This is a genomic window from Streptomyces sp. NPDC050535, from assembly GCF_044457665.1.
Lineage (GTDB): Bacteria > Actinomycetota > Actinomycetes > Streptomycetales > Streptomycetaceae > Streptomyces.
Genome location: NZ_JBITHE010000018.1, coordinates 1 through 21,202 on the forward strand (window position 1 = coordinate 1; position 21,202 = coordinate 21,202).

Annotated in this window: 23 protein-coding genes; 10 read left to right on the forward strand and 13 right to left on the reverse strand. The window is 70.7% G+C overall.

What is annotated here, in order from left to right:
- From ACIBLC_RS31170 to ACIBLC_RS31180, 3 genes are all read right to left on the reverse strand, one after another.
- On the reverse strand, positions 1-212 hold a 212-nt coding region (locus ACIBLC_RS31170; RefSeq protein ID WP_399214677.1), incomplete at its 3' end, for a DUF2637 domain-containing protein.
- 248 nt (positions 213-460) lie between these two features.
- A complete protein-coding gene (locus ACIBLC_RS31175; RefSeq protein WP_399214678.1) occupies positions 461-1,243 on the reverse strand; it encodes a DUF3558 domain-containing protein in 783 nt (260 codons plus the stop codon).
- Between the two features lie 224 nt (positions 1,244-1,467).
- Positions 1,468-2,373: a DUF3558 domain-containing protein gene (locus tag ACIBLC_RS31180; protein ID WP_399214679.1), complete on the reverse strand. Its 906-nt coding sequence runs from the start codon at positions 2,371-2,373 to the stop codon at positions 1,468-1,470.
- Between the two features lie 202 nt (positions 2,374-2,575).
- Between ACIBLC_RS31180 and ACIBLC_RS31185 the strand changes: the two genes are divergently transcribed.
- On the forward strand, positions 2,576-3,769 hold the full coding sequence (locus ACIBLC_RS31185) for an RtcB family protein (protein WP_399214680.1): 1,194 nt from the start codon (positions 2,576-2,578) through the stop codon (positions 3,767-3,769).
- An 88-nt stretch (positions 3,770-3,857) separates the two neighbouring features.
- Here ACIBLC_RS31185 and ACIBLC_RS31190 read toward each other — a convergent pair whose 3' ends face one another.
- The 5 genes from ACIBLC_RS31190 to ACIBLC_RS31210 all read right to left on the reverse strand — a co-directional run bounded on the left by ACIBLC_RS31190 (position 3,858) and on the right by ACIBLC_RS31210 (position 6,655).
- The gene (locus ACIBLC_RS31190) at positions 3,858-4,460 is read right to left on the reverse strand and encodes a GNAT family N-acetyltransferase (protein ID WP_399214681.1); all 603 of its coding nucleotides are present in this window, start codon (positions 4,458-4,460) and stop codon (positions 3,858-3,860) included.
- A 27-nt stretch (positions 4,461-4,487) separates the two neighbouring features.
- Positions 4,488-4,646, reverse strand: coding sequence for a hypothetical protein (locus ACIBLC_RS31195; protein ID WP_399214682.1), 159 nt, complete (start codon positions 4,644-4,646; stop codon positions 4,488-4,490).
- Entirely contained in the window at positions 4,646-5,413 is a 768-nt protein-coding gene (locus ACIBLC_RS31200; RefSeq protein WP_399214683.1) for an SDR family NAD(P)-dependent oxidoreductase, read from the reverse strand. Before ACIBLC_RS31200 ends, ACIBLC_RS31195 begins: the two co-directional genes overlap by 1 nt.
- Before the next feature lie 216 nt (positions 5,414-5,629).
- The gene (locus ACIBLC_RS31205; protein WP_399214684.1) at positions 5,630-5,965 is read right to left on the reverse strand and encodes a YnfA family protein; all 336 of its coding nucleotides are present in this window, start codon (positions 5,963-5,965) and stop codon (positions 5,630-5,632) included.
- Positions 5,966-6,253: 288 nt separating this feature from the next.
- Complete coding sequence (locus ACIBLC_RS31210; protein ID WP_399214685.1) at positions 6,254-6,655, reverse strand: winged helix-turn-helix transcriptional regulator; 402 nt, start codon at positions 6,653-6,655, stop codon at positions 6,254-6,256.
- A gap of 153 nt (positions 6,656-6,808) precedes the next feature.
- Here ACIBLC_RS31210 and ACIBLC_RS31215 point away from each other — a divergent pair, with 153 nt between their 5' ends.
- The gene (locus tag ACIBLC_RS31215) at positions 6,809-7,699 is read left to right on the forward strand and encodes a zinc-binding dehydrogenase (protein WP_399214686.1); all 891 of its coding nucleotides are present in this window, start codon (positions 6,809-6,811) and stop codon (positions 7,697-7,699) included.
- A 155-nt stretch (positions 7,700-7,854) separates the two neighbouring features.
- On the opposite strand, the gene ACIBLC_RS31220 is transcribed toward ACIBLC_RS31215, so the two are convergent.
- The gene (locus ACIBLC_RS31220; protein WP_399214687.1) at positions 7,855-8,751 is read right to left on the reverse strand and encodes a DUF6597 domain-containing transcriptional factor; all 897 of its coding nucleotides are present in this window, start codon (positions 8,749-8,751) and stop codon (positions 7,855-7,857) included.
- Between the two features lie 115 nt (positions 8,752-8,866).
- Between ACIBLC_RS31220 and ACIBLC_RS31225 the strand changes: the two genes are divergently transcribed.
- From ACIBLC_RS31225 to ACIBLC_RS31240, 4 genes are all read left to right on the forward strand, one after another.
- The gene (locus ACIBLC_RS31225) at positions 8,867-9,967 is read left to right on the forward strand and encodes an LLM class flavin-dependent oxidoreductase (RefSeq protein WP_399214688.1); all 1,101 of its coding nucleotides are present in this window, start codon (positions 8,867-8,869) and stop codon (positions 9,965-9,967) included.
- Positions 9,964-10,620, forward strand: a complete 657-nt coding sequence (locus ACIBLC_RS31230) for a CE1759 family FMN reductase (RefSeq protein WP_399214689.1) — start codon at positions 9,964-9,966, stop codon at positions 10,618-10,620. The genes ACIBLC_RS31225 and ACIBLC_RS31230 overlap by 4 nt, the downstream gene beginning before the upstream one ends.
- 114 nt (positions 10,621-10,734) lie before the next feature.
- Positions 10,735-11,463, forward strand: coding sequence for a response regulator transcription factor (locus ACIBLC_RS31235; RefSeq protein WP_399214825.1), 729 nt, complete (start codon positions 10,735-10,737; stop codon positions 11,461-11,463).
- 1 nt (position 11,464) lies between these two features.
- Positions 11,465-12,934, forward strand: coding sequence for an ATP-binding protein (locus ACIBLC_RS31240; protein WP_399214690.1), 1,470 nt, complete (start codon positions 11,465-11,467; stop codon positions 12,932-12,934).
- 183 nt (positions 12,935-13,117) lie between these two features.
- Here the strand turns inward: ACIBLC_RS31240 and ACIBLC_RS31245 are convergent, their stop codons facing one another.
- Entirely contained in the window at positions 13,118-13,474 is a 357-nt protein-coding gene (locus tag ACIBLC_RS31245; RefSeq protein ID WP_399214691.1) for a hypothetical protein, read from the reverse strand.
- Between the two features lie 320 nt (positions 13,475-13,794).
- Between ACIBLC_RS31245 and ACIBLC_RS31250 the strand changes: the two genes are divergently transcribed.
- The 4 genes from ACIBLC_RS31250 (at position 13,795) to ACIBLC_RS31265 (ending at position 19,053) form a co-directional block, all read left to right on the forward strand.
- Complete coding sequence (locus ACIBLC_RS31250; protein WP_399214692.1) at positions 13,795-16,569, forward strand: BTAD domain-containing putative transcriptional regulator; 2,775 nt, start codon at positions 13,795-13,797, stop codon at positions 16,567-16,569.
- Between the two features lie 116 nt (positions 16,570-16,685).
- Entirely contained in the window at positions 16,686-17,117 is a 432-nt protein-coding gene (locus ACIBLC_RS31255; protein ID WP_399214693.1) for a GntR family transcriptional regulator, read from the forward strand.
- An 8-nt stretch (positions 17,118-17,125) separates the two neighbouring features.
- Positions 17,126-18,055, forward strand: coding sequence for an ABC transporter ATP-binding protein (locus ACIBLC_RS31260; protein ID WP_399214694.1), 930 nt, complete (start codon positions 17,126-17,128; stop codon positions 18,053-18,055).
- Entirely contained in the window at positions 18,052-19,053 is a 1,002-nt protein-coding gene (locus ACIBLC_RS31265) for an ABC transporter (protein ID WP_399214695.1), read from the forward strand. The genes ACIBLC_RS31260 and ACIBLC_RS31265 overlap by 4 nt, the downstream gene beginning before the upstream one ends.
- A gap of 53 nt (positions 19,054-19,106) precedes the next feature.
- Here the strand turns inward: ACIBLC_RS31265 and ACIBLC_RS31270 are convergent, their stop codons facing one another.
- The 3 genes from ACIBLC_RS31270 to ACIBLC_RS31280 form a co-directional block, all read right to left on the reverse strand.
- Positions 19,107-19,391, reverse strand: a complete 285-nt coding sequence (locus ACIBLC_RS31270; RefSeq protein ID WP_399214834.1) for a hypothetical protein — start codon at positions 19,389-19,391, stop codon at positions 19,107-19,109.
- Positions 19,392-19,599: 208 nt separating this feature from the next.
- Positions 19,600-20,091 carry a peptidylprolyl isomerase gene (locus ACIBLC_RS31275; protein WP_399214696.1) on the reverse strand — a complete coding sequence of 164 codons (492 nt, stop codon included), beginning with the start codon at positions 20,089-20,091 and terminating at the stop codon, positions 19,600-19,602.
- 43 nt (positions 20,092-20,134) lie between these two features.
- On the reverse strand, positions 20,135-20,689 hold the full coding sequence (locus tag ACIBLC_RS31280; RefSeq protein WP_399214697.1) for a hypothetical protein: 555 nt from the start codon (positions 20,687-20,689) through the stop codon (positions 20,135-20,137).
- Positions 20,690-21,202: the final 513 nt, after the last annotated feature.

The window sequence follows — 21,202 nt, forward strand, 5'->3', positions numbered from 1 at the left end:
AGGAGCAGGTCGAGGGCGAGCAGGACGCAGATGCCCGCGTCGATGCCGATCGGGAACACATAACTGAAGTTCCCGAAACCCTTCTCGATCGCGAGCTCGCGGACGGCCGCGTACGAACCGGCGAAGCCGATGCCCGCGATGACAACCGCACCGGCGACGACCACGCCGATGAGAATGCGGTGCGTGCGTGTGAGCTGAATGGGCGCGGACACCCGTACTCCCCTCCCCTTACTTGTCGTTGCGCGCAACAGGGTGGCACATGTGTGCGGCGCACGGGCGCACGGTACGGCACGAGCCCGGTCCCCGTAGGGGCCGGGCTCCGGCAAATGGCCTGGTGGGACTACGAGTTACGCCGCAGATCCGGATCTGTCCGCGTGCGGAACGGATCCACTCGAATCGGGCCCCTGCTCGAACCGAGCCCCTGCCCGGTTCGAGCCTGCCCGGATCGAGCCCGTCCGGATCAGCTCTTCGCCGACGACTTGGACGGGGACGCGGACGCCGACGCGCTCTTCGAGGCCGGCTTCGAAGCCGACTTCGAGGGCGAGGCGCTCGACCCGGCGCCACCACTCTCGTTCGCGGCGGTCACCGCCGCCACCGCCTCCTTCGCGGCCTTCTCCGCCGCCTTCAGCAGCGAGGCGGCGGACGGCGTCTTCTCGCCCGCCAGACCCGCGCCGTTGAAGTCGACCGTGACGACGACGTTCTCGACGCGGGCCACGACCGTCTGCTGCTTGAAGGCGCCTTCCTTCTTCTTCAGGTCGTAGCTCACCGCCGTCGCCTCGTCGCCCGTACCGGACACCGGGGCCGACTTCGTGTTCTTTCCGCCCGAAACCGCCTTGGCGCCGCTGACCTGCTTCTCGAAGTACGCGTGCGCCTGGTCCTCGCCGGCACCGCGCCCGTCCGACTCGAAGCGCAGCAGGGCCACGTTCAGCCAGCGGTACTGCGAGCCCTTCACACCGTTGCTGTCGAGGCTCGTCCAGTAGCAGTTGCCGCGCGAGGACGCCTCGCCCGTCGTGCCCTTCTTGCCGGACTTGCCTGCCTCCGGTACGAGTTCGCCCAGCGTCTTCTTCGACAGCACCGAGCAGGACTCGGGCAACGTCGCGTACGCGGCCACCTGCACGGCGTTCGCCGAAGCACTCTCCGACGCCTGCGCGTCCGGGCTCGCACCGGCACTGGTCTCCGTGTCACCGGACGCGGAGCCGGAATCCGAGTCCGAGTCCGAGGAACAGCCTGCGGCGACAAGCATCACCGGGACGGCGGCTGCGCTGACAAGGATGCGGGTGAGTCGCGGTACTCGGCCTACTCGCTGTACTGGTCGGTGCATGGTTCCTTCACTCGTGGCGCTCGTGGTGCGGCCGCACATGGAACGTGCGTCCGGTCGGGTCCGAGGGGCCACGGTACGCGGTGAGACAGGGGAGAGGTCCCGCTTCGCGGGCTTTGCGCAGCGCCGCGGTACCCCCTCCGGGCCCGCTATCCGTTGAGCGTGTCAGCCAGCTTCGCGGCCAGATTCCGCGCCCTGTCCTGCATTTCCTTGCTGTCCGGCACCTCGCCCGTGACCGCCGGCTGCTCGTCGTACTCGATCGTCACGATCACATTCGACGTGCGGAACACCACAGTCACCGTGCGCTGCTGCGCCGTCGAGGTGCCCGGGCTGAGGGTGTCGTCCAGGTACGCCTCGTCGCCCAGACCGTCGAGCGTGCGCGGCTGGAGGGAGGTGGGGGTCGCCTCGGCTGAGGCTGAGGCTGAGGCGGAGGCGGAGGCGGAAGAGGAGACCGAGGCCGAGCCGGAAGGGGTCGAGGAGGGGGACGAGCCCCCGCCGGCGGAGGAGGAGGCGGAGGCTGAGTCCGACGGGGACGTGGAGCTGTCGGCGTCCGGGCTCTCCGAATCCGAACTGTCCGAACTCTCCGAGGTCGCGGAGGCGGAGGGCTCGGGGAGGTCCGCCGCCGTCTCCTTGCCCGTGTAGAGGTCCGTGGCCCTGCTGTCGTCGCTCACCGCGTTGTCGTACGAGACCACGCGCTCGAAATCGACGAGGAGGTGGTCGGTGGCGCTGTCGGACTCCACCTTCCAACGGCAGCCGACCCGGCGGTCGGTGTCGTACGTGAGCGTCGGCGTCCCCTCGTACGCGGTGCCGCGCTGCTCCTCGTCGGCGATCTGCCTGATGCCGGGCAGCAGCGAGTCGAGGGTGCCGTGGTCGACGGCGGCGCAGGCCTCGGGGAGCGTGCGGTACTTGCCGGGCTGGGCCGCGGCGGCCGTCGTACCGGAGTCGCCCGGCTTCGAGTCGTCCGACGTGCCGTCGCCGCCGGAACCGCCCGTGCAGCCGGCCAGCAGTGCCGCGAGGAGTGCGGCGACGCCGGATACATACGCCTTCCGCTGCACGGTCAGGCTCCTCTCGACCCTTCCCGACGGCCTGGGGCCGGGGATGTCCTGTGGTTATTCGGTTGCCGCGTGGGGGCGGCCCCTGGAGACAATGTGTATCGCACGCGCTGCCCTGAACGCCGGTCCGTTGTCCTGTACGTCGACCTTGGCGCGGGTTTTGCGTTCTGAGGCTTCTGTTTGTTTCCGGGGGAAAGAGAATGATATGTCGTACGTAGAGATACCGGGCGCCAGGGTTCCCATCCGTATGTGGACCGACCCGGCGTCGGTCGAGGACGTGGCCCTGCGTCAGCTCCAGAACGTGGCGACCCTGCCGTGGATCAAAGGGCTCGCCGTCATGCCTGACGTCCACTACGGCAAGGGCGCGACGGTCGGGTCCGTCATCGCCATGCGGGACGCGGTGTGTCCGGCGGCGGTGGGGGTGGACATCGGGTGTGGCATGTCCGCCGTCAAGACCTTGCTGACCGCCAATGATCTGCCGGGGGATCTGTCCCGACTCCGGTCGAAGGTCGAGCAGGCCATTCCGGTGGGGCGTGGGATGCATGAGTCGGCGGTGGAACCGGGGCGGTTCTATGGGCTGGCCACGGCGGGGTGGGACGATTTCTGGGGGCGGTTCGATGGAGTTGCGGATGCGGTGAAGTTCCGTCGGGGACGGGCTGCTTCGCAGATGGGCACGCTTGGCGGGGGCAATCATTTTGTTGAAATTTGCATTGATTCGTCCGATTCGGTGTGGCTCATGCTCCATTCCGGGTCCCGGAACATCGGCAAGGAACTGGCCGAGCATCACATCGGTGTGGCCCAGAAGCTTCCGCACAATCAGGGCCTGGTCGACCGCGACCTCGCGGTATTCGTATCGGACACCCCGCAGATGGCCGCGTACAGGAATGACCTTTTCTGGGCGCAGGAATACGCGAAGTACAACCGCACGCTGATGATGGCGCTCCTGAAGGACGTGGTCCGCAAGGAGTTCAGGAAGGCGAAGCCGACTTTCGAGGCGGAGATAAGTGCTCATCACAACTACGTATCCGAGGAGCGCTACGACGGGATGGATCTGCTGGTGACCCGTAAGGGCGCCATTCGCGCGGGCGCCGGAGAGTACGGAATCATCCCGGGCTCGATGGGCACGGGTTCGTACATCGTGAAGGGGCTCGGTAATGAGAAGGCGTTCAACTCGGCCTCGCACGGTGCCGGTCGGCGCATGAGCCGCACCGCGGCCAAGCGTCGCTTCTCGACGAAGGACCTGGAAGATCAGACACGGGGTGTCGAGTGCCGTAAGGATTCGGGCGTCGTGGACGAGATTCCGGGTGCCTACAAGCCGATCGAGCAGGTGATGGAGCAGCAGCGTGACCTGGTGGAGGTCGTCGCGAAGCTGAAGCAGGTTGTCTGTGTGAAGGGCTAGGCGTACAGGCTTATGCGTAGAGCCCAAGTGTAATTCCCTCGGCCGGGACGGCGGTTCCGGCCGAGGGCGTTCCTGTGCCCTGTGGAGTTCAGTGGAGTTGCTTTTCGAAGAGGGTGACTGTGTAGGGGTCGCCCAGGCCCGCTGTGACGTGGCGTTCGCCTATCTGGGTGTAGCCGGCGGACTCGTAGTACGTGTGCAGGCGGGTGTTGGCGGTGAGGCAGTCGAGGCGGGCGAGGGGGCGGGCGGTGGTGGTGATGCGGTGTTCCGCCGCTGCGAGGAGGTGGCGGCCGGTGCCGGGTGGGGCCGTGGCGCGGTCGGTCATCAGGCGGTGGATGTAGGCGGCGGTTGGGGGTTGGGGGCCCCAGGCCGCCGGGTCCTCCCACCAGAGTTCCCAGGCGCCGACCGGGTCGGGGGCAGGGTCGGGGCCGCTGAAGGCCAGCCAGACTTCCGCCTGTTGGAGGTTGGCGCGGAAGTGGGTCTCCGTCATCTCGCCCGGCGTCCACTGGTCGATTCCGCGTGAGACCTGCCAGTTGGCCGCCGCGTCGCGCAGGCGGACCAGGGCGGTGAGGTCGGCCTCGGTCGCCCGGCGGAAGGTCAGGGGCGGGAGATCGGGCGGCGGGACCTTGCTGTCCGCCGCTGCCGCTGCCGCTGCCGCTGCGGTCTGGGGTGCGGAAGGGATGTCTCTGGTCACAACTCGCCAGCGTAGGCGGGGAGTTCGCTACTTCGCGTGCATGACCGCGTAGATCATGACGAACGCCACGATGTGGATGCCGAAGAGGAAGTACGCGAGGTACCACCAGACATAGCGTTCGTCCTTCGTCTCCTGGGTCAGCCGGCGCTGTTCCCGGTCCCGCTCTCCCGTCGGGTCCTCCGGCATCACAACTCCCGGTGGACCTTCGCGTTCGACGCCTGGGCTCGGGGGCGGACGACGAGGAGATCGATATTGACGTGGCTGGGGCGGGTGACCGCCCAGGTGATCGTGTCGGCCACGTCCTCCGCGGTGAGGGGCTGGGCCACGCCCGCGTAGACCTTGGCTGCCTTCTCCTCGTCGCCGCCGAAGCGGGTCAGCGCGAACTCGTCCGTCCTGACCATGCCGGGCGCGACCTCGATGACGCGGACCGGAGTGCCGACGATCTCCAGACGGAGGGTCTCGGCGAGTACGTGTTCGGCGTGCTTGGCGGCCACGTAGCCGCCGCCACCCTCGTACGTGCCGTGTCCGGCGGTGGAGGAGAGGACGACCACGGTTCCGTCGCCGCTCGCCGTCAGGGCGGGGAGCAGGGCCTGGGTGACGTTCAGCGTGCCGATGACGTTCGTCTCGTACATCTGGCGCCAGTCGTTCGGGTCGCCCGTCGCGACGGGGTCGGCGCCCAGCGCGCCGCCGGCGTTGTTGACCAGGACGCCGATCGTCTTGAAGGCGCTCGCGAACTCGTCGACCGCCGCGCGGTCCGTGACGTCGAGCGTGTACGCCGTCGCCTGGTGGCCCGTCGCGGTCAGCTCCTCCGCGAGGGCCTCGATGCGGTCCTTGCGGCGGGCGGTCAGGACGACGCGGTAGCCCGCGGCCGCCAGTTGCCGGGCCGTCGCGGCGCCGATGCCACTGCTGGCACCGGTGACGACGGCGATACGGGACGCGGCGGCGGGGCTCATACGGGTGCTCCTCGGGGCGGTGTCGCTGGCGCTGGCTGTAGCGGTGCGATGTCCTGCGATGTCATGCGATGTCATGCGGGGCGGGCGGGTGTGACCGGGGCGTCCGTGCACCTCGCCAGGATAGGCGGGGTGGGTGCGGGGGTGGTCGCTGACCTGCTCCTCGGCGGGAGCGCTGCTTTCGGTGCGCGGATCGCAGGCTGCCGGGTGGCCGGTCCTTCAGTTTCCCCGTGGCCCGTACATGATCACCGCCATGCCCGCCAGGCAGATCAGCGCGCCCGTGACGTCCCAGCGGTCCGGCCGGTAACCGTCCGCCACCATGCCCCACGCGATGGACCCCGCGACGAAGACGCCGCCGTACGCGGCGAGGACGCGTCCGAACTCGGCGTCCGGCTGGAGCGTGGCCACGAAGCCGTACACGCCTAGCGCCATCACGCCCGCGCCGGCCCACAGCCAGCCGCGGTGCTCGCGTACGCCCTGCCAGACCAGCCAGGCGCCGCCGATCTCGAAGAGGGCGGCGAGGACGAAGAGGGCGGCGGAGCGGACGACGAGCATGCGGTCACCTTCGCACGGCGGGCCGCGTCGTCCGTTCCGGGCGTCCGCCGGGTTCCCGGGCCCCGGGGTCGTGCTCCCGGGCGTGGGGCTCACCGTCGCCCGCCCGCCGGTGGGGGGTCGGGGCCGTGCCGGTACATCCGCCCGTCGCCGGACGGGCACTCGGGTCGGTGGGATGGCTGGAGCTGGTGGTGACCACGTACGCGACGGGCATGTGATGTACCGGCACGGCCCCTTCCGTCGTCTCGCGGGTGCGGGACGACCGTGGTGCGGGAGGGAGGGCGTGGGGTGTCAGGTCGGGGTGGAGTCGTAGTGGTCCCGTGCTTCGTTGACCTGCTCGATGTGTAGTTCGGCCCAGTCTTTTACGGCGGAGAGGAGGAGGCTGAGGCTGGCGCCCAGGGGGGTCAGTTCGTAGTCGACTCGGACGGGGACGGACGGGGTCACGGTGCGGGACAGGAGGCCGTCGCGTTCCAGTGAGCGCAGGGTCTGCGTGAGCATTTTGGGGCTGACGCCCGCGATCTTGCGCCCGATGTCGCTGTAGCGCATCGAGCCGGCGGCCAGCGCGCTGACGACGAGGCTGACCCACTTGTCGCTGATGCGGTCGAGGAGCTGGTTGGTGGGGCAGCCCTTGAGGAACGCGTCGTACTCCATGCGTGCCTGTTCGCGCCGCTGGGCCGCGGTCGTGGTCGCCATGGCGCACCTCCGGGTGACGTACGCACCTTGAGGTGCCTACTTACCGAAAGAGAGTAACTCTTCCTAGGGTTGTTGCTGCCGGGTGGATATCTAGATCTTCCCGGGCGAATCGCTCGTCATCGGGTGTCATTGGGTGTCATTGGGAGAGTTGTCATGCGTGCAGCAGTTGTTACGGCGTTCGGCGGTCCTGAGGCCGTGGAGATCGTCGAGACGGATGTGCCCGAGCCGGGTGCCCGGCAGATACGGATCAAGGTCGCGGCCGCCGCGCTCAACCCGGTCGACGCGGGAGTGCGCGCGGGCGTCTTCGGGGGTGCGGGCCGGCGGCTGGGGCTCGGCTGGGATGTGGCCGGGACCGTCGACGCGCTGGGCGCCGAGGCGGGGTGGACGGTGGGGGACCAGGTGGTGGCGATGGCGTACGGGGCCCTCAAGTCCCTTGGTACGCACGCCGATTACGTCGTCGTTGACGCGGACGCGGTGGCCGTCGCGCCCGCCTCCCTCGACGCGGCGCACGCGGCGACCGTGCCGCTGAACGCCCTTACCGCCGCGCAGGCGCTCGACCTGTTGGCGCTGGAGGCGGGCCAGAGTCTGCTGGTCACCGGGGCGGCGGGAGCGGTCGGCGGTTACGCCGTCCAGCTCGCCGCCCGGCGGGGGATCTCGGTCACCGCGCTGGCCCGGGAGGCCGACGATGCGCTCGTCCGGTCGTTCGGGGCGGGCCGGTCCGTGGCGGGCGGGGTCGAGCCCCGGAGCGTGGACGCGGTCCTGGACGCCGCGGTCCTCGGCGCGACCGCACTGGAGTGGGTCCGCGACGGGGGTTCCTACGTGGGCGTCATCCCGCACACCGAGCCGGCGTCCGTACGGGGTGTGCGGACCACCGCCGTCGAGGTGACCGCCGACGGTGCCCGTCTCGCCGAGCTGGTGGCCCTCGTGGACGAGGGCGTGCTGACCGCCCGGGTGGCGGAGACCTACGCCCTCACCGACGCGGCGAAGGCCCATGAGCGGCTTGCGGAGGGCGGGGTGCGGGGGCGACTGGTCCTGGTCCCCTGACCAGCGGCCCACCATCCATCGGACGGCCTCACGGCGCCATCACCGGCCACCCCCGATGGCCTCCGCCGGCCACCCCCGATGGCCTCCGCCGGCCACCCCCGATGGCCTCCGTCGGCCATCCCGGTGACCGTCAGCCGGCCACCCCCGGTGGCCACTCACCGCACTGCCCGCGCATACCCCGTAGGCGACACCCCCACCGTCGCCGCGAAATCCCGGACCAAGTGAGCCTGGTCGGCATAGCCCAGCTCGGCGGCAAGCGTTGCCCAGTCCGGTGGGCCGGCGGCCTCCGCGTGTTCCAGGGCCTCGTGGATGCGGTACCGCAGGATGATCCACTTCGGGCCGACTCCGACGTACGCGGCGAAGAGGCGTTGCAGGCTGCGTACGGTCATGCCCTGGGTGTGGGCGAAGTCGCCGACGTGGCGGATGCTGCGGTCGGTGCGGATGTGGTCGACGAGGGTCATCGCGAGGTCGGACTGGGGATCCGGGCGGGGGTTCAGGTTCTGGAGGAAGGTGTCGAGGGCGGTGACACGCGCGTCCTCGTCGTCGGGGGCGAGGACCATCGCCGGGACGCTCTCGGGGGAGACCGGCGCGCTCTCGGGGGAGACCGGGGACCCCGAGGAAGCAACGGACCTCGGGGAAGCAGGGACCCCCGGGGATGCCAGGAGCGCGGGGAAGGCCTCGGCCAGTGGTACGCGGCGGCCTGTCCATTCGGTCAGCGCGTGATCCGGTGCGAAGGGGCGGAAGCCGCCGGGCCGGAACTGGATGCCGCACACCCGTCCCCTGCCCTCCAGCTTCTGGGTGAAGAGGCCGAGTCCGATGCCGGCGACCTCGCCGAAGGGTTCCCGTCCCTCGAACCGCTGGAAGACGACGTTCACGGAGGGGTGCGGGACCACGTGGGAGGCGTACGGCTGGGGCAGGTCCCAGTCGATCAGCCAGTAGTGCTCGAGGTAGGGGCGCAGGGGCGGTGCGGGCTCGCGGCGGCGGAAGCGGACCCGGGAGAGGAGCTCGGCGGGGTCGACGATGCCTCGGGTGTCACGGCGTGGGGCGGCCATGACCGGATCGTAGGGCCGGGCACCGACAGTCGCGGGTGGTGCGGGAATAGGGAGACGGTGGGTCTCGTTTGCGGGTATAGTTGAATCGTAAACAACCTGTGGAGGGTGAGCGACCATGCAGTTCGGGATCTTCAGCGTCGGCGATGTGACACCGGACCCGACGACGGGACGGACGCCGACCGAGCACGAGCGCATCAAGGCCATGGTCGCCATCGCGCGCAAGGCCGAGGAGGTCGGCCTCGACGTCTTCGCGACCGGCGAGCACCACAACCCGCCGTTCGTGCCGTCGTCCCCGACCACGATGCTCGGCTATGTCGCGGCGAAGACCGAGAAGCTGATCCTCTCCACCTCGACCACGCTGATCACCACCAACGACCCGGTGAAGATCGCCGAGGACTTCGCGATGCTCCAGCACCTCGCGGACGGCCGGGTCGACGTGATGATGGGCCGCGGCAACACCGGCCCGGTCTACCCGTGGTTCGGCCAGGACATCCGCCAGGGCATCAACCTCGCGATCGAGAACTACGCGCTGCTGCACCGGCTGTGGCGCGAGGACGTGGTGACCTGGGAGGGCAAGTTCCGTACGCCCCTGCAGTCCTTCACCGCCACCCCGCGCCCGCTGGACGGCGTACCGCCGTTCGTCTGGCACGGCTCCATCCGTTCGCCGGAGATCGCCGAGCAGGCCGCCTACTACGGCGACGGCTTCTTCCACAACAACATCTTCTGGCCGGCCGACCACACGAAGAAGATGGTCGAGCTGTACCGCGAGCGGTACGCGCACTACGGGCACGGGACGCAGGAGCAGGCCATCGTCGGGCTCGGCGGGCAGGTGTTCATGCGGCACAACTCGCAGGACGCGGTACGGGAGTTCAGGCCGTACTTCGACAACGCGCCGGTGTACGGGCACGGGCCGTCCCTCGAGGACTTCACCGACCAGACGCCGCTGACGGTCGGTTCGCCGCAGCAGGTGATCGAGAAGACGCTGGCCTTCCGGGAGTACGCCGGTGACTACCAGCGGCAGTTGTTCCTGGTGGACCACGCGGGGCTGCCGCTGAAGTCCGTCCTGGAGCAGCTCGACATGCTGGGCGAGGAGGTCGTGCCGGTGCTGCGCGAGGAGTTCGCGAAGGGCCGTCCGGCCGGGGTGCCGGACGCGCCGACCCACCGGTCCCTGCTGGCCGCGCACTCGGATTCCCCGGAAGGGGTGACCGTCGCATGAAGCGCCGTACGAGACTCGTCGTCGTCTCGGCGGGACTGAGCGTCCCGTCCTCCACCCGGCTGCTGGCCGACCGGCTGGCCGCCGCCGCGGCCCGGGACGCGTCCGCCGACATCCAGGTCGTCGAACTGCGCGACCTGGCCGTCGAGATCGCCCACAACTTCACGAACGGTTTCCCGGGGCGGGCGCTGGCCTCCGCGTTCGAGGCGGTGGCGGCGGCTGACGGGCTCATCGTCGTCACGCCGGTGTTCTCCGCCTCCTACAGCGGGCTCTTCAAGTCCTTCTTCGACGTGCTGAGTGTCAGCGACCAGGACGCGCTCGCCGGAAAGCCGGTCCTGATCGCGGCGACCGGCGGCTCCGCCCGGCATTCGCTCGTGCTGGAGCACGCGCTCCGTCCCCTCTTCTCCTATCTGCGGGCCGTGGTCGTACCGACCGCCGTGTACGCGGCCTCGGAGGACTGGGGAGCCGAGGGGCTGGCCTCGCGCGTTGAGAGGGCCGCGGGGGAGCTGGCGGGCCTGATGGCAGGGGCCGCGTATGTGCGAGGGGAGTCTGCGGCCGTCGCCACGGCGTCCGTGGACCGGTCCGTGGCGCCCGCCACGGACGGCGGCTTCACGGTGGTCCCCTTCGAGCAGCAGCTCGCCGCGCTGCGGCCGTAGCCGCGCGGGGTGTCCCCGGCCCGCGGTGAGAGGCGGGTAAGAAGGATGCCCCGGACGCCGTTCGGCAGGTGGTACGGGGCCGGGGCCAGGCAGACTGATGGGGTGCCCCAGAATGTGCTGCTCGCCGAGGACGACCGGGCCATTCGTCATGCGCTGGAGAGGGCGCTGACGCTGGAGGGGTACGAGGTGACGGCCGTCGCCGACGGGGTGGCGGCCCTGGCCCAGGCCCACCGGATGCCGCCGGACGTGCTGGTTCTTGATGTGATGATGCCCGGCATCGACGGGTTGCAGGTGTGCCGGGTGCTGCGCGCGGAGGGGAACCGGACGCCGATTCTGATGCTCACCGCGCTCGTGGAGACCGCCGACCGTATCGCGGGGCTGGACGCGGGGGCTGACGACTACGTGGTCAAGCCGTTCGACGTCGAGGAGGTCTTCGCGCGGCTGCGGGCTCTGTTGCGCCGTACGGGCGGCGGAGACCGCGCCCGCGTCGACGCGAGCGGGCCGGAGGCGGCGCGGGTACTCCCTGAGCTGCCCGTTCCGCCGGGGCAGGTCCGCGCGGCCGGACTGCGTATGGACACCCAGGCCCGGCGGGTCTGGCGCGGCGAGCGTGAGGTGGAGCTCACGCGCACCGAGTTCGAACTGCTTGAGCTGCTCGTCCGCAACGCGGGCATCGTCCTCGACCACGCCACGATCTACGACCGTATCTGGGGGTACGACTTCGGCCCCGGGTCGAAGAACCTCGCCGTGTACGTGGGGTATCTGCGGCGTAAGCTCGACCGGCCGGAGGCGCCGGGGCTGATCCACACGGTGCGGGGTGTGGGGTACGTGCTGAGGGAGGACTGAGGTGCCTCCGAGGCTCCCCGGGCGGCTGTCCGGGGTCCGGCTTCGGCGGGTCTCCTCGCTGCGGGCGACCTTCACGCTGTCCTTCGCGGCCGTGGCCGCCGTCGTCACCGTGCTGGTCGGGTTCCTGAGCTACGACGCCGCCGCCCGGCTGGTACGCGTGGACCAGCAGACCGTCTTCGCAGGGGTCGTGCAGGACCTGCGCGACGAGGTCCGTCAGCGGGACCTGGGCCCGGCGGACTTCACCGCGTCCGATCCCGGCCACAGCGGGGCGCTCGACAGGATCGTGCGGCCCAGCCGTACGGACGTACAGGTGCTGGGGCCCGGTGGCGCGGCCGTCGGCCCCGGGCACCCTCCGCTGCCCGTGGTCGCCGCCGACCGGCAGGTCGCGGACGCCTCGGCCGCGGGCACCTTCGCGGAGCACAAGGAGGTCGAGGTCCGGGACAGCCGGTTCCGGGTGGCGACCGTGGCGCTCGGCGGCGGGCGGGGCGCGGTTCAGGTCGCGCAGGAGTTCAGCGACACCGAGGACCTGCTGAACGAGCTCCAGCAGCGGACCGTCCTGCTCGTCGCGGCCGTCGTCATCGCCTCGGGGCTTTTCGGGTGGTGGCTGGCCCGCCGGCTCACCCGGCGGCTGGTGCGGCTCGCGGGGGCCGCGGAGGACGTGGCGCGGACCGGGCGGCTCGGGATCCAGGTGCCGGTCGCGGGGTACGACGAGGTGGCCAGGCTCGGGCGCTCCTTCGACCGGATGCTCGGCCGGCTCGCCCAGTCCGAGGAGGACCAGCGGCGGCTGGTCCAGGACGCGGGACACGAACTCCGTACGCCGCTGACCTCGCTGCGTACGAACATCTCCATGCTCCGGCGCATCGACGAACTGCCGCCCGCCGCGCGCGAGGAACTCGTCGCCGATCTGGCCCTGGAGTCCCGTGAACTGACCGACCTCGTCAACGAGTTGGTGGCACTGGCGGCGGGGCGGTCCGACACCGAGCCGGTGCGGCGGGTCGATCTGGGGGAGCTCGCCGAGGAGGTCGCCGTCGTCGCCCGGCGGCGCAGCGGGCGGGACATCGTCGTACGGCTGAGCGGGGACACCGAGATCGACGGGCGGCCGACCGCGTTGCAGCGGGCCGTGTCCAACCTGGTGGAGAACGCGGTCAAGTTCGACCGGGGCGGGGCGGCGGCGATCGAGGTCGCCGTCACCGGCGCTGTGCCCGGTGGCCGCCCCGGGAGCGTCCGTGTCGAGGTGCTCGACCGGGGGCCCGGGATCGGCGCGGGGGATCTGGAGAGGGCTTTCGACCGCTTCTACCGGGCCGCGGACGCGCGCAGTCTGCCCGGGTCCGGGCTCGGGCTGTCCATCGTGCGGGAGGTCGCCGTGGGGCACGGGGGAGCGCCGTTCGCCCGCCTGCGGGACGGGGGCGGCGTGGTGATCGGGTTCACGGTGGGGGACGCGGAGGGCCCGGCGGACGAGGGCGGCCGGTAGGGCCTGGGTCACGCAGGGCCGTACCGGAGACCTGGCCGACGGGGAACCGTTCTTCGGCAGAGCCACCGCCATGGGGGATGACTGTGCCGGCCGGCCGCTTCGCTCGATCTCGAGCGGGGCGGCCGGCCGCAGGAACCGGAACCGGTGTTACTGGAGGCGGTGTTACCGGAGGCGGTGGATGGATCAGAAGCAGTTCGTCGTCAGTGTCAGTCCGGCGCTTGTCTTCCACACCACGTCGAAGCTGACCGGTGTGCAGGGCTGGATGAGATTGATCGCGACGGCGCCGGACTGCCGGTTGACGAGAACACCGTCGCGGAACAGGCTCAGGGAGATGGGGACGGCGCAGGTGGTCTCGGCGTCCGCCACGATGGTGTTGCCGACCCGGTAGAGATCCGCGAACACACGACATGCCGACGGCGTGCGGGCGTCCGACGCCTTCACGTCGGCCGGCGCGGCGCCGGCCGGTGCCCCGCCTGCCACCATCGCACCGACCAGTGCGCCGCCGGTGAGCATCGTCGTGAGCAGTGATCGATTGAACATGGTTTCTCCCCGTTGGTTGCTGAGACGCCGGTGGGCGTGTCGTCCACCGGCACGAGTGCCGAGGTGACCGTGGGGCACCCCGCACTCCTTGACGGCCGGGCGTGCGCGGCGGGCTGTCGACAACGTCCCGCCGCCGTGCGCTCCGACCAGAGGCAATCTGGCACGCGGCGCTGAAACGACGCTGACGCGGCGCTGGAACACGCGGCCGTCAGGCGCGTAACCATGGGGTTCAAGCGGGGGGCCGCCGTTAATCTGGGGCTGATGTCACCGTCGGGGGGACGGACCATATGCGAGTCAGGCTTCTTGGTCCGGTGGATGTGATGGTGGACGGTATGCCGCGGGCCGTACCCGGTCGGCGTCGCAAAGCCGTCCTCGCGGGCCTGGCACTCCACCCGGGCGAGATCGTCAGCACCGACCGCCTCATCGACATCGTCTGGGGTGACTCGGCACCGGCGACGGCGGCCAACACACTCCAGAGCCATGTGTCGTATCTGCGCCGCGTACTCGGCGCCAGAACCGCGATTCTCGCGCGTCCTCCGGGCTACATCCTGGATCTCGGAGACGAGGCCACCGATGTCGAGGTCGCGGAACGCCTTGTCCGGCAGGGCAGTCAGTGCCCCGACCGCGGCCGGGGCGCGACCCAGTTGGAGGCCGCCGTCGCCCTGTGGCGCGGACAGCCGCTGGCGGACGTCGCCGGGCCGGCCTGGTTCGACGGACAGGTGCACCGGCTGGACCACCTGCTGCTGCAAGCCAGACAGGCCCTGATCGAAAGCCGCCTGGCGCTGGGCCAGCACGCGCAGCTCGTGCCGGAACTGGAGAGCCTCAGCCGGCAGTACCCCTTGCACGAACAGCTCTGCGGGCAGTTGATGCTCGCGCTGTACCGAGCGGGCCGGCAGGCCGACGCACTCGCGGCGTACCAGCGGTTGCGGCGCGTGCTCGACGAAGACCTGGGGCTCAGCCCCGTCCAGGATCTGCGTGACCTTGAGGCAGCCGTCCTGCGGCAGGACGCGACGCTCGAACCGCCCCTGCCTCCGCCATCGCCCCCCGTTGCGGGGGCGGTTCCGGCGCAACTGCCCATGGCCGTTGCGGGCTTCGCCGGTCGAGCCGGCGAGCTGGCCCGGCTGGACGGCCTTGTCGACGCGAGAGCGGCGCGCCCGGCCGCGGTGGTGATCTCCGTGGTGTCGGGGACCGCGGGGGTGGGCAAGACCGCGTTGGCCCTGCACTGGGCCCACCGGGTCGCCGGGCGGTTCCCCGACGGGCAGTTGTATGTGAACCTGCGCGGGTTCGACCCCGGCGGATCAGTGGTGGATCCGGCCGACGCGGTTCGTGAGTTTCTGGACGTGCTGGGGGTGCCGGTGCAGCGGATCCCGGCCGGAGCGGAAGCCCGGGTGAGCCTCTACCGCAGTCTGCTGGCCGGCAAGCGGGTGCTGGTGCTGCTCGACAACGCCCGTGACGCCGAGCAGGTCCGCCCACTGCTGCCCGGCACGCCGGGGTGCCTGGTGGTGGTGACCAGCCGCAACCAGCTCACTCCGCTCGTCGTGGCCGAGGGCGCTCAACCCCTGACCTTGGACGTGCTCACCGTCGCCGAGGCCCGCGAACTGCTCACCGCCCGTCTGGGAACCGAACGCGTCACGGCCGAGACCATCGCCACGTCCGAGATCATCGGCCGGTGCGCACGGCTTCCCCTGGCCCTCGCCATCGCCTCCGCGCGCGCCTCCACCCGCCCCCGGTCACCACTCTCCGGCCTCGCCGACGAGTTACGTGACGGGGCCGACGCCGCACTCGACGCCTTCCGCGGCGGCGACCCGGCCAGCGATGTGCGGGCGGTGTTCTCCTGGTCCTACCAGGCCCTTAACCCCGACGCCGCACGGTTGTTCAGGCTGTTGGGTCTGCACCCCGGCCCGGACATCGCGCCACACGCCGCCGCCAGTCTGGCCGGCCTGCCACTGCGGCAGACGTCGGTGCTGCTGACGGAACTGGCCCACGCACACCTCCTCACCGAGCAGGCAGCGGGCCGGTACTCCTTCCACGATCTGCTCCGCACCTACGCCGCGGAGCTGGTCACCCTGTACGACAGCGAGGCAGCCCGGCACACCGCGGTGAACCGGATGCTCGACCACTACCTGCACACCGCCCGCACCGGCGCCGTGCTCCTCGACGAGCCCTACTTCACTCCGGTCACCGCGATCCCGGCCCTGCCCGGGGTCACCCGCGGGGAACCCGTCACTGCAGAGGGCGCGCAGCTCTGGTTCGCCGCAGAACACGCCGCACTCCTCGCCGCCGTGCACCTGGCCGCGGAAGCCGGCCTCGACACCCACACCTGGCAGCTCGCCTCGGCTCTGACCGTCTACTTCGTACGCTGTGGACACTGGCACGACCAGACCTCGGCGCAGAGCGCCGCACTGGACGCCGCCCGCCGCATCGAGGACCCGGTCGCCGAGGCCCACGCCCTCCACGACCTCGCCTACGGTTACGCGCGTTCGGGCCGCTGCCACGACGCCCGCCCTCACCTGCGGCATGCCCTTCGGCTGTTCGAGGAGGCGGGCGAACAGACCAGCCAGGCACGTACCCACCTCAGCCTCTCCTGGCTGTCGGACCGGGAGGACCGCCCCGCCGAAGCACTCGTCCACGCCCTGCGAGCCCTCGATCTGTTCCGGGCCACCGGGAACCCGACCGGGCAGACGAGGGTTCTCAACGAGATCGGCTGGTGTCACGCCAGGCTCGGCCACCACCAGCGGGCCCTCGTCTACTGCGAGCAGGCTCTCGCCGCGTACCAGGAGGCCGGGGAACGGGTCGGGGAGTCCGCGACGTGGGACAGCCTCGGCTTCATCCACAGCCGCCTCGGCAACCACGAGCAGGCTGTCATCTCCTATCAGCGCTCTCTCGACCTGTGCCGGGAGTTCGGCGACCGTTACGACGAGGCGAATACGCTCGCCGATCTCGGCGACACCCACCAGGGTTCGGGTGACTCCGCCGCCGCCCGCCGGGCATGGCTCCAGGCCGTGGACATCCTCGACCAGCTTGACCACCCCTACGCCGACCTGCTCCGGGCCAGGCTCCACGCGCACGAGCGGCCACAGGCCGGCACCCAGTAGTCACGACTCCGCTTCACCCAGCTGGGCGGCCGGGCTGACCTGCTCCTTTGACAGGGCCACCATATCCCTCCATCATCATTCCACTAATCAAGTAGTGAAAGGGTGGAGGAGGGAGGGTGGAGTTTCGCATCGACAGGCGCAGCGGAGTGGCCGCCTACCAGCAGATCGTGCTGCAGACGAAGCAGGCTCTGCGGCTGGGTGTGCTGGTGCCGGGGGACCGGCTGCCGACAGCCAAGGAGGTCGCGGCGACCTGCGCGGTCAATCCCAACACGACGCTGAAGGCGTACCGCGAGCTGGAGCGCGAGGGTCTCGTCGAGCCGCGCCCGGGTCAGGGCACCTTCGTGCGCCGGTCGCTGGCCAGCCCCCAGGCGGGCGCGGACTCGCCGCTGCGCGGGGCGCTGGAGGAGTGGATGGACCAGGCGCGCGAGGCGGGCCTGGAGCGGGAGGACGTGGCGGCGCTGGTCGCGGCGGTTCTGGAGGACCGGTATCCGCCGAGCGCGGCGACCGCGGGGAACACGGAAGTCTCAATGAGCGGGGAACACAGGTGAGAAACGCGATGACACACGCGGACAGCGCGATAGAGGCGTACGGCGTGGGCAAGAAGTACCGGCGGGGCTGGGCCCTGCGGGACTGTTCGTTCCGGCTGCCGGCCGGCCGGATCTGCGGGCTGGTCGGCCCCAACGGGGCAGGAAAGACCACGTTCCTCCAGATCGCGGCGAACCTGCTCGACGCGACCTCCGGCTCGCTGCGGCTGTTCGGAGAGGCCCCGGAGTCGGCGGAGGCCGGCCGGCGCACCGCGTTCCTGGCACAGGAGAAGCCGCTCTTCCGCCGGTTCACCGTCGCCGACACCCTGCGACTTGGCCGCGAGCTGAACCCCGGCTGGGACCAGAAGGCCGCCGAGGACATCGTCCGCGCGGGCAACGTCCCCCTCGACGCGAAGATCGGCACCCTGTCCGGCGGGCAGCGCACCCGGGTGGCCTTCGCCCTCGCCTTCGGCAAGCGGCCCGGTCTGCTGCTCCTGGACGAGCCGATGTCCGACCTGGACCCGCTGGTGCGCCACGAGATGATGGGCACCCTGCTGGCCGAGGCCGCCGAGCACGGAACGACGGTGCTGATGTCCACGCACATGATCACCGAGCTGGAGAACGTCTGCGACTACCTGGTGGTCATCGCCGAGGGGGGCCTGCGGCTGGCCGGTGACGTGGACGAACTCCTCACCGCGCACACCCTGCTCACCGGCGTCCACGACGGTCCGGGCCTCCCCGAGTCGCTGGCACACCACACGGTCGTCGAGTCCCGCACCAGCGGACGGCAGGTCAGGGCGCTGGTGCGCCCCGAGGGGCCCCTCGGCGGCTCCTGGCAGGCCGAGACCCCGAACCTGGAGGAGCTGCTGCTCGGCTACCTGCGTTCCCCGCAGGCCCCGCCGCTGATCACTCCGACCGCCCAGGCCGGCGACCTCGCCGCCGCGAAGGCGGTGGCGGCATGAGTACGTTGACCAGCACGAGCATCCCGGCCGGCACCGAGCCGGTACGCCGCGGGCCTCGCCTCAGCGGGCTGAACTGGCTGGTCTGGCACCAGCACCGGGCCGCCTTCTGGACCCTCATCGCCTTCACCGTCGTCGCCGTCGGCTGGATGGCCTACCAGCGCGGGCAGTTGACGGACCAGCTCAACGGCATCCCCGGGTGGCCACACCCGAAGGCGGGCGACTGGGAGATGAAGGTCGACAACAGTTGGCTGACCTTGACCGGCTCCGGTCTCGGGTTCATCCCCGTCGTGATCGGCGTCTTCCTCGGCGCGCCGCTGGTCGCGGGAGACCTGGAGAACGGCACCGCGAAACTGGTCGCCTCCCAGTCGGTGAGCCGGGTCCGCTGGATCGCCACCAAGCTGGGCATCACCGCACTCGTGGTCGTCCCGCTCTCCGTCGTGCTGTCCGTGACCTTCAACTGGTGGTGGCAGCCGGTCAGGAGCAGGCCGAACATCCTCGACTGGACCTCCGGCACCGCGTTCGACACCACCGGACCCGTGCCGGTGGCGCTCACCCTGTTCACCCTGGTCGGCGGCGTCGCGATCGGCATGCTGCTGCGCCGGACGCTGCTGTCCATGGTCGTCACCCTCGGCTTCGCCGTCGCCGTGCAGCTCGTCTGGTCGTACTTCCGGCTGGACCTCGCCGACGTGGTCACGGTGACCACCAACAGCGGGGTCGGTGAGAACGCCACCCCGCGCCTGCCGGGCGGCGCCTACTGGGTCGACGAGTCCTATCTCACCGCCAACGGCGACCTCATCGGCTGGGGCAGCTGCAACGAGGCGACGGAGAAGGCGACCAACGCCTGCCTGAATGACAAGCAGGTCATCGGCTGGTCGGTCGACTACATCCCCTTCTCGCAGATGTCGTCCATGCAGTGGTTCGGCGCCTCCATCCTGCTGGCCCTGACCGTTGCCACCACGGCGTTCATCCTCTTCTGGGGCCGCAGGCGTCTCGTCTGACCCCGGCTCCGCGCACGCCGAGCCGCACCACCCCGCCGCCCCCGGGCGCCCGTCTAGCCGACGTGCACCCGGGGGCGGCGTGCGCGGTCGGGCTCCGCCTCACGCAGCACCTCCCGGGTCACCGGCGCCACCTCGCCCTGGCCGAAGAGGAAGAAGCGCAGAAAGTTGGTGAAAGGGCTGCCCTCGGTCCACTCGAAGTAGATGTGGGCCTCGGGCTCGAGCTGTCCCGGGGGCTGACGGAGGCGACGGACGGGACGCTGGTGCCGGAGTACACCCCGGGCGGGGGGCTGTCGCTGCCGTTCGCGGAGCGGGGGGAGCGCTCGCGGGACGAGGTTCACCCTCCCGCACGCCTGGCGTGACCGTCTCTCCCCGGCCGACGCCGGTTGCCCCGCGACGACCGGCCGCCCCGCACGCCTCGCTCCGTTCGGTCGGAGCGCGGGGGCCGGCGGCAGCGACGTGGGAGAGGTGGACCTCCTGCGTGTCGCAGGTGGCCGCACCGCCTCCGCGCGTCTCTGACGCCGGCCCCGGATCACCTCACGGGAGAGGTCAGAGGACCCCGCTGCTCGTGATCTCCACGGTGGTGCTCGGCGTGCCGCTGCGGCTGCCGTAGCCCTCGATCTTCTTGACCAGGTCGAAGCCCTCGGTGACCTCGCCGAAGACGACGTGCTTGCCGTCCAGCCAGTCCGTCACGATGGTCGTGACGAAGAACTGCGAGCCGTTGGTGTTGGGCCCCGCGTTGGCCATCGACAGCAGGCCGGGCTTGGTGTGCTTGAGCGTGAAGTTCTCGTCGGCGAACTTCTCGCCGTAGATGCTCTTGCCGCCGGTGCCGTCACCCCTGGTGAAGTCACCGCCCTGGAGCATGAACTGGGGGATGATCCGGTGGAACTTGGAACCCGCGTAGCCGTAGCCGTTCTCGCCGGTCGCCAGGGCGCGGAAGTTCTCCGCGGTCTTCGGAACCACGTCGTCGTACAGATCGAAGACGATCCGTCCGGCGGGCTCGCCGCCGATGCTGATGTCGAAGTAAACCTTTGTCGTCATACGGCCAGTCTGGCATCCCCGGGTACGGCGGACGCGCATGGCCCTATTCCAGCCGCGAGACCTTGAACACCGTCATCGCCGTCTCCCGGTCGATCCGCTCCGAGACCAGGCGCAGCGCCGTCCCCCCACAGACCAGCGAGCCGCGCAGGGCGGAGCGGCGGGCGTCCTCGTCGAGGCGGTGCCAGAGCGGCGGGTTGGTGACCAGCACACGGGGGTCGATCTCGACGCGGGCGCCGGAGACGTCCCGCAGGACGAGCCGCTGTCCGACGCCGTCGAGGCAGCGCACCGACACCAGCCGGTCGGTGCGTACCCGGCGGGTGCCCAGCAGTCCGCGGGCGGACAGCCAGCCCTCGCCCACGGCGACCCGGGTGGGGCAGAGCACGAGGAACAGCAGTACGGCGAGCGCGACCCACAGGGCGGCCCGCGGCGGTGAGAGGGTGCCCGCTACGGCGTCGATCAGCAGGAGCAGGGCGAGCAGTACGGCGGAGCAGCGGACCGAGCCGCGCAGGTCCTGGGCCCAGCGGCGGTCGTACGCCACCTCCTCGGGTGCCTGGGCGACCGCGCCGACCGCGTCGCGTGTCTCGTTGCGGCGTTCCATACGGCCGAAGGTAGGGATCTGGGACGTCGGGGGCAGCACCCCTTGACGGCTCTCTGACGGAAGCCGGCGTCAAGGTCGCGACAAGGGCCACGGGCGCCCACGTCTCCCGGAGGCGGGTGACCCTCGCGTCCCGCGTCCCACTCGTTCGGATCGTCCCCGGGCGCCGAGCCCCGGACCGCCCCATAGCGTCGTGTCCGAGTCGTTTCGCCGCCGCCGGGCCGCCCGCTCGCGCCGCCGGGCCGCCCGCTCGCGGCGCCGTGCCGCTCGCGGAGGGCGAGCGGGGGACGGCTTCCGGAACCTCACCTGAAACACGCCCGTAAGGGATGCGTCAAAGGCGCACCGCGACCCGTATGGGACCCGTCAACGGTGGCTGGATCCGGCCGGCGAGGCGTTTACCTCTACTGAGTCCGCTCGATCCCGAACCTCATCTCTAGGAGCTCACGATGGCCGACGTGGCCTTCGTCGTCACCACGATCGCGGTGTTCGCGCTGGTGGCCCTCGTCGCCAAGGGGG